The following is a 6,821-nucleotide window of genomic DNA, read 5'->3' as shown; positions in this document are numbered from 1 at the left end:
GTTTTGCCCGATGGACGAGCTGAGAAGCGTTACTGGTGGCATTAAAAGCGGGCTGGAGCTACGAAGAGCGCTTTAGGTGTAGTTAGCCAGCCAAACATCGTCGGCGCTAGTGTCGACGATGTTTGAACCAGTTTTTACACACTCTGGGCCATGGATGGCCGATGGCGGCGGGCCCACGGAGCAAGACCGGAGCGAGGGCATGCCGAGCCTAGGCGAGGCACCGAACGTCAGGGGCAAGAGCCCTTGGTTACTTGGGGCTTTTCCAAGTGACCCGCCGTAAGGGCGGAACCGATAGCCGCCATTACCGAAGAAACGGATATGTACACGGTCACCCACAACATGGTCGGCCCAGAGGCCGCCAAGACCAGGCCAAACCCCAAACTGACAGCGCCGTCAGTTAGCCGTCACCCTCCTGACCGGCAAACAGGTTTATAAAGGAAAATACCAACCGTCTACCCAGCCCCGGCGCCCCACTCGCATGCGAATCCAGAAAAAATCCGCCCTGCTCGTCGCCCTTCTGATCGTCCTGGCAGCGCTGGGCCTGTGGTACGCCAACAAACCGGCCAAGGCCAAACTCGCCACCCCCACCGCCATCCCCGTGCGCGTGGTCGCCGTAGCCGAAAAAGACGTGCCGCGCTACGTCAGCGGCATCGGCTCTGTGCTGTCCCTGCACAGCGTCGTAGTCCGCCCGCAAATCGACGGCATTCTCACCAAAATCATGGTCAAGGAAGGCCAACTGGTGAAAAAAAACGACCTGCTGGCCACCATCGACGACCGGTCGATCCGCGCCAGTCTCGACCAGGCCCGGGCACAACTGGGCGAAAGCCAGGCGCAACTGCAAGTGGCGCAAGTCAACCTCAAGCGCTACAAGCTGCTGAGTGTCGACGACGGCGTGTCCAAGCAGACCTACGACCAGCAACAAGCCCTGGTCAACCAACTCAAGGCCACCGCCCAAGGCAACCAGGCCTCGATTGATTCCGCCGAGGTACAGCTTTCCTACACACAAATTCGCTCACCGGTCAGCGGCCGTGTCGGTATTCGCACGGTGGACGAAGGCAACTTCCTGCGCATGACCGACACCAAGGGCCTGTTCACTGTGACCCAGATCGACCCGATCGCCGTGGAGTTCTCCCTGCCGCAGCAAATGCTGCCGACCCTGCAAGGCCTGATCAACGACCCGCAACACACTCAGGTAAAGGCCTACATCGGTGCCGACACCGACGGCGAAACCGGCAACCTGCTCGGCGAAGGTCACCTGACCCTGATCGACAACCAGATCAACGCCAACACCGGCACCATCCGCGCCAAGGCCGAATTCGACAACGACGCACAGAAGCTCTGGCCGGGCCTGCTGGTGACGATAAAGATTCAGACAGCCCTGGATAAAGATGCGCTGGTGGTGCCGCCGACAGTCGTACAACGCGGCCTCGACCAGCACTTCGTGTACCGGGTCAATGGCGACAAGGTCGAAGCCGTGCAGGTGCAGATGGTCTATCAAGGCAGCGGCCAGGACATCATCAAGGGTGTGAAACCGGGTGATGTACTGGTCAGCGATGGTCAGTCGCGGCTCAAGCCCGGCGCTACCGTGCAAGTGCTGACCGAGCCGCCGCAAGTGGTGCGATCGGAGGCGGCGCAATGAAGGGCCATGGTTCGGTTTCAGCCTGGTGCATCGACCACCCGGTGGCCACGGTCCTGCTGACGTTCGCCCTGGTGCTGCTGGGTGTCATAGCGTTTCCGCGCCTGCCGGTAGCGCCGTTGCCGGAGGCAGAATTCCCGACCATCCAGGTGGCCGCGCAACTTCCCGGCGCCAGCCCGGAAACCATGGCTTCCTCGGTGGCCACGCCTCTTGAAGTGCAATTCAGTGCCATTCCCGGCGTAACCCAGATGACCTCGAGCAGTGCACTGGGCTCGACCAACCTGACCCTGCAATTCACCCTCGACAAAAGCATCGACACCGCCGCCCAGGAAGTGCAGGCGGCGATCAATACTGCCGCGGGCAAGCTGCCCAAGGACATGCCGAACCTGCCGACCTGGCGCAAGGTCAACCCCGCGGACAGCCCGGTGCTGATACTCAGCGTCAACTCCTCGCTGATGCCCGGCCCGGAGCTCAGTGACCTGACGGAAACCCTGTTGTCCCGTCAGCTCAGTCAGGTCGACGGTGTAGGCCAGGTCGTCATCACCGGTCAGCAGCGTCCGGCGATCCGCGTCCAGGTTTCGGCGGACAAGCTCGCGGCCATCGGCCTGACCCTCGCCGACATCCGCCTGGCGATCCAGCAGACCAGCCTCAATCTGGCCAAGGGTGCGCTGTACGGGGAGTCGAGCATCTCGACCCTGTCCACCAACGACCAGTTGTTTCACCCGGAGGACTACAGCCAGCTGATTGTTTCCTACAAGGACGGTGCACCGGTTCATCTGCGCGATGTCGCCAAAGTCGTCAACGGTTCGGAAGATGCCTACATCCAGGCTTGGGCGGGCTCGCAACCGGGGGTCAACCTGGTGATCTTCCGCCAGCCTGGCGCCAACATCGTCGAGACCGTGGACCGCATCCAGGCCGCCTTGCCGGCACTGGAAGCGATGCTCCCCGCCTCGGTGCAGGTCAAGACGCTGATCGACCGCACCCAGACCATCCGTGCCTCGCTGCATGAAGTGGAAATCACCCTGCTGATTGCAATCATGTTGGTGGTGGCGGTAATGGCACTGTTCCTGCGCCAACTGTCGGCCACACTGATCGTGTCGGCAGTGCTCGGCGTGTCACTGATCGCCAGTTTTGCGCTGATGTATGTGATGGGCTTCAGCCTGAACAACCTCACGCTGGTAGCGATTGTGGTCGCCGTGGGGTTCGTGGTCGATGATGCGATCGTGGTGGTGGAGAACATTCACCGCCATCTCGAGGCCGGCGAAGGCATGCGCGAGGCCGCGATCAAAGGCGCTGGCGAGATCGGATTTACCGTGATTTCGATCAGCTTCTCGCTGGTGGCAGCGTTCATTCCGCTGCTGTTCATGGGCGGCGTGGTCGGGCGGTTGTTCAAGGAATTCGCCCTGACCGCCACCTCGACCATCATGATTTCGGTGGTGGTGTCGCTGACCTTGGCGCCGACCCTGGCCGCGCTGTTCATGCGCGCGCCGGTGCATCATGCCCACGACAAACCGGGCTTTGGTGAGCGTCTGTTGGCCTGGTACGAAAAAGGCCTGCGCCACGCCCTCGCCCATCAGAAAACGATGATCGGCGTGTTCGCTTTGTCGCTGGGTCTGGCCGTCGCCGGTTACATCTTCATTCCTAAAGGTTTCTTCCCGATCCAGGACACCGGTTTCGTCCTCGGCACCACCGAAGCCGCTGCTGACATTTCCTACGGCGACATGGTGAAAAAACACCTGGCGATGGCCGAAATCGTCGCTGCCAATCCCGCAGTCGAAACGTTTTCACATTCCGTCGGTGTCTCGGGCAGCAACCAGACCATCGCCAACGGCCGCTTCTGGATCACCCTGAAAAAACGCAGCGACCGCGATGTCTCCGCCAGCCAGTTCATCGACCGGATTCGTCCGCAACTGATGAAAGTGCCGGGTATCGTCCTGTACCTGCGCGCCGGCCAGGACATCAACCTCAGCTCCGGCCCGAGCCGCGCCCAGTATCAATATGTGCTCAAGAGCAACGATGGCCCGACCCTGAGCACCTGGACCCAGCGCCTGACGGAAAAACTGCGCGCCAACCCGGCCTTCCGCGACATTTCCAACGACCTGCAACTGGGCGGCAGCATCACCCACATCAGCATCGACCGCAGCGCCGCCGCACGTTTCGGCCTCACCGCCAGCGACGTCGACGAAGCCCTGTACGATGCCTTCGGCCAGCGCCAGATCAATGAATTCCAGACCCAGGTCAACCAGTACAACGTGATCCTGGAGCTGGACACCAAGCAACGCGGCAAGGCCGAGAGCCTCAATTACTTCTACCTGCGCTCGCCCCTGAGCGGGGAAATGGTGCCGCTGTCGGCCCTGGCCAGGTTCGATGCGCCGACCATCGGCCCGCTGTCCATCGCTCATGACGGGATGTTCCCGGCGGCCAACCTGTCGTTCAACCTGGCCCCCGGCGTGGCGTTGGGCGATGCGGTGATCATGCTCAACCAGGCCAAGGCCGACATCGGCATGCCGACCGCCATCAGCGGCAACTTCCAGGGCGCGGCCCAGGCGTTCCAGAGTTCGCTGGCCAGCCAGCCGTGGCTGATTCTGGCGGCACTGGTGGCGGTGTACATCATTCTCGGCGTGCTCTACGAGAGCTTCGTGCACCCGCTGACGATCATTTCGACTTTGCCTTCGGCGGGCCTCGGCGCGGTGATCATGCTGTGGATTTGCGGCCAGGACTTTTCAATCATGGCCTTGATCGGCCTGGTGCTGCTGATCGGTATCGTCAAGAAAAACGGCATCCTGATGATCGACTTCGCCCTCGAAGCGCAGCGCAATGGCGGACTGTCGCCGGAAGAAGCGATTTTCAAGGCCTGTATCACACGGTTCCGGCCGATCATCATGACCACCCTCGCCGCCCTGCTCGGCGCCCTGCCGCTGATGCTCGGTTACGGCACCGGCGCCGAATTGCGCCAACCCCTGGGGATCGCGGTGGTCGGCGGTTTGCTGGTGAGCCAGGCGCTGACGCTGTTCACCACGCCGGTCATATACTTGTGGCTGGAGCGGCTATTCCATCGGCACACACTCCCACCAGCGTCAGCACCGGATACGGCGCTGGCGACCACAGACTGAGGCGGGGTCATGCGCGTTCTGATTATCGAAGACGAGGAAAAAACCGCGGATTATCTGCACCGCGGTCTGACGGAACAGGGTTACACCGTGGACCTGGCGCGCGATGGTGTGGAAGGCCTGCACCTGGCGCTGGAAAGTGACTATGCGGTGATCGTCCTCGACGTGATGTTGCCGGGCCTGGACGGCTTCGGTGTCCTACGCGCTCTGCGTGCGCGCAAGCAAACACCAGTGATCATGCTCACCGCCCGCGAGCGCGTGGAAGATCGCATCAAAGGCCTGCGTGACGGCGCCGATGATTACCTGGGCAAACCGTTTTCCTTCCTTGAACTGGTGGCACGCCTGCAAGCGCTGACCCGGCGCAGCGGTGGCCATGAACCAGTGCAAGTGAGCATCGCCGACCTGTGGATAGATTTGATCAGCCGCAAGGCGACACGTGGCGGTGCACGGCTGGACCTGACCGCCAAGGAGTTTTCGCTGCTCAGCGTTCTGGCCCGCCGGCAGGGTGAAATCCTCTCGAAAACCGCCATCGCCGAAATGGTCTGGGACATCAATTTCGACAGCGATGCCAACGTCGTCGAAGTCGCGATCAAACGCCTGCGGGCCAAGCTCGACGGGCCGTTCGAAGAGAAACTGCTGCACACCATTCGTGGCATGGGTTATGTGCTGGAGAGCCGTGGTGTCCGGTAACTCGATCGCGCTGCGTTTAAGCGGGATGTTTACGCTGGTGGCGCTTCTGGTCTTTCTGTTGATCGGCTGGGCTTTGTACCAACAGGTCGACAAAGGCCTGGGCCTGTTGCCGGAAGCCGAACTGGATGCGCGCTACAGCGTGCTCGAATCCACGGTCGGCCGTTACGGCACGCCCGAGCATTGGGTGAAGATCAACAACAAGCTCAATCTGCTGAGCGAAGAAGACAAGCGCATCAGATTCTGGATCATCAGCGGTGATCCACACTACGAATACGGCAACCTGACACCGCAGATCCGCGCCTTTGCCCAAGGGCCGCTGGGCACCCGCGACATGCATTTGCCGGATCGCCCCTATCCGCTGAAAGTGCTGGTCAGCGAATTCCCGGCCAAGGACCAGCGCCCACCACTGCGCTTCATGATCGCCATCGACACCGAAACGTTTTTCCATACCCAGCATCAACTGCTGATCGCGTTGATCAGCCTGGCGATTGTCGGCGTGCTGCTGGCCTCGGCATTGGGTTACTGGGTGGCGCGGATCGGCCTCAAGCCGCTGATCAAACTGTCCCAGGAAGCCCAGCGCCTGGCCCCACCGTTGCGCTCAGGGCGCTTGCGATTGTCACCGTTGCCGCCGGAACTCGATCAATTCGTCAGCTCGTTCAACTCGACCCTGGAACGGGTCGAGCAAGCCTACTCGCGCCTTGAATCGTTCAACGCCGACGTCGCCCACGAACTGCGCTCGCCACTGACCAACCTGATCGGCCAGACCCAGGTCGCATTGACCCGCGGACGCTCTGCCGAGCATTATTTCGAAGTGCTGCAATCGAACCTCGAAGAGCTTGAGCGACTGCGTTCGATCATCAACGACATGCTGTTCCTCGCCAGCGCCGATCAGGGCAGCAAGGCGACCAAACTCACCTCAACCTCGCTGGCCGATGAGGTGGCCACGACCCTGGAGTATCTGGATTTCATTCTCGAGGACGCTCAGGTCCGGGTTGAGGTCAGTGGTGACGCACAAGTGCGGATCGAGATCGCTCATCTGCGCCGGGCGTTGATCAATCTGCTGAACAACGCGGTGCAGCACACCGCGCCCGGGCAGGTGATTCTAGTGCGGATCGAAGCCCAGGAGCATCAAGTCAGCATCGGCGTCGCCAACCCCGGTTCGCCGATTGCCCGTGAACACCTGCCACGGCTGTTCGAGCGCTTCTACCGGGTCGATGCCTCGCGCAGCAACAGCGGCCACAATCACGGATTGGGGCTGGCCATCGTCAAGGCGATAGCGTTGATGCACGGCGGCGATGTGTTCGTGCGCAGTGACCATGGGATGAATACCTTCGGGATTCATCTGCCCGTCTGAAACCCCATTCCCTTGTGGGAGCGAGCTTGCT

Annotated in this window: 4 protein-coding genes; all 4 read left to right on the top strand. The window is 61.4% G+C overall.

The genetic code is table 11. The annotated features are described in order from the left end of the window. Nucleotides 1-478: 478 nt before the first annotated feature. From AC1DXW_RS26125 to AC1DXW_RS26110, 4 genes are read left to right on the top strand one after another with little or no spacing between them, the layout of a single operon-like run. Nucleotides 479-1,639, top strand: a complete 1,161-nt coding sequence (locus tag AC1DXW_RS26125; protein WP_477753064.1) for an efflux RND transporter periplasmic adaptor subunit — start codon at nucleotides 479-481, stop codon at nucleotides 1,637-1,639. Then, nucleotides 1,636-4,749, top strand: a complete 3,114-nt coding sequence (locus AC1DXW_RS26120; protein ID WP_477760639.1) for a multidrug efflux RND transporter permease subunit — start codon at nucleotides 1,636-1,638, stop codon at nucleotides 4,747-4,749. Before AC1DXW_RS26125 ends, AC1DXW_RS26120 begins: the two co-directional genes overlap by 4 nt. Before the next feature lie 9 nt (nucleotides 4,750-4,758). Next, nucleotides 4,759-5,436: a heavy metal response regulator transcription factor gene (locus AC1DXW_RS26115; RefSeq protein WP_477753062.1), complete on the top strand. Its 678-nt coding sequence runs from the start codon at nucleotides 4,759-4,761 to the stop codon at nucleotides 5,434-5,436. Continuing rightward, a complete protein-coding gene (locus tag AC1DXW_RS26110; protein ID WP_477753061.1) occupies nucleotides 5,426-6,790 on the top strand; it encodes a heavy metal sensor histidine kinase in 1,365 nt (454 codons plus the stop codon). The genes AC1DXW_RS26115 and AC1DXW_RS26110 overlap by 11 nt, the downstream gene beginning before the upstream one ends. Nucleotides 6,791-6,821: the final 31 nt, after the last annotated feature.

Source organism: Pseudomonas sp. P4_C4, from assembly GCF_056402055.1.
This window is presented reverse-complemented; position numbering and strand designations above follow the sequence as displayed.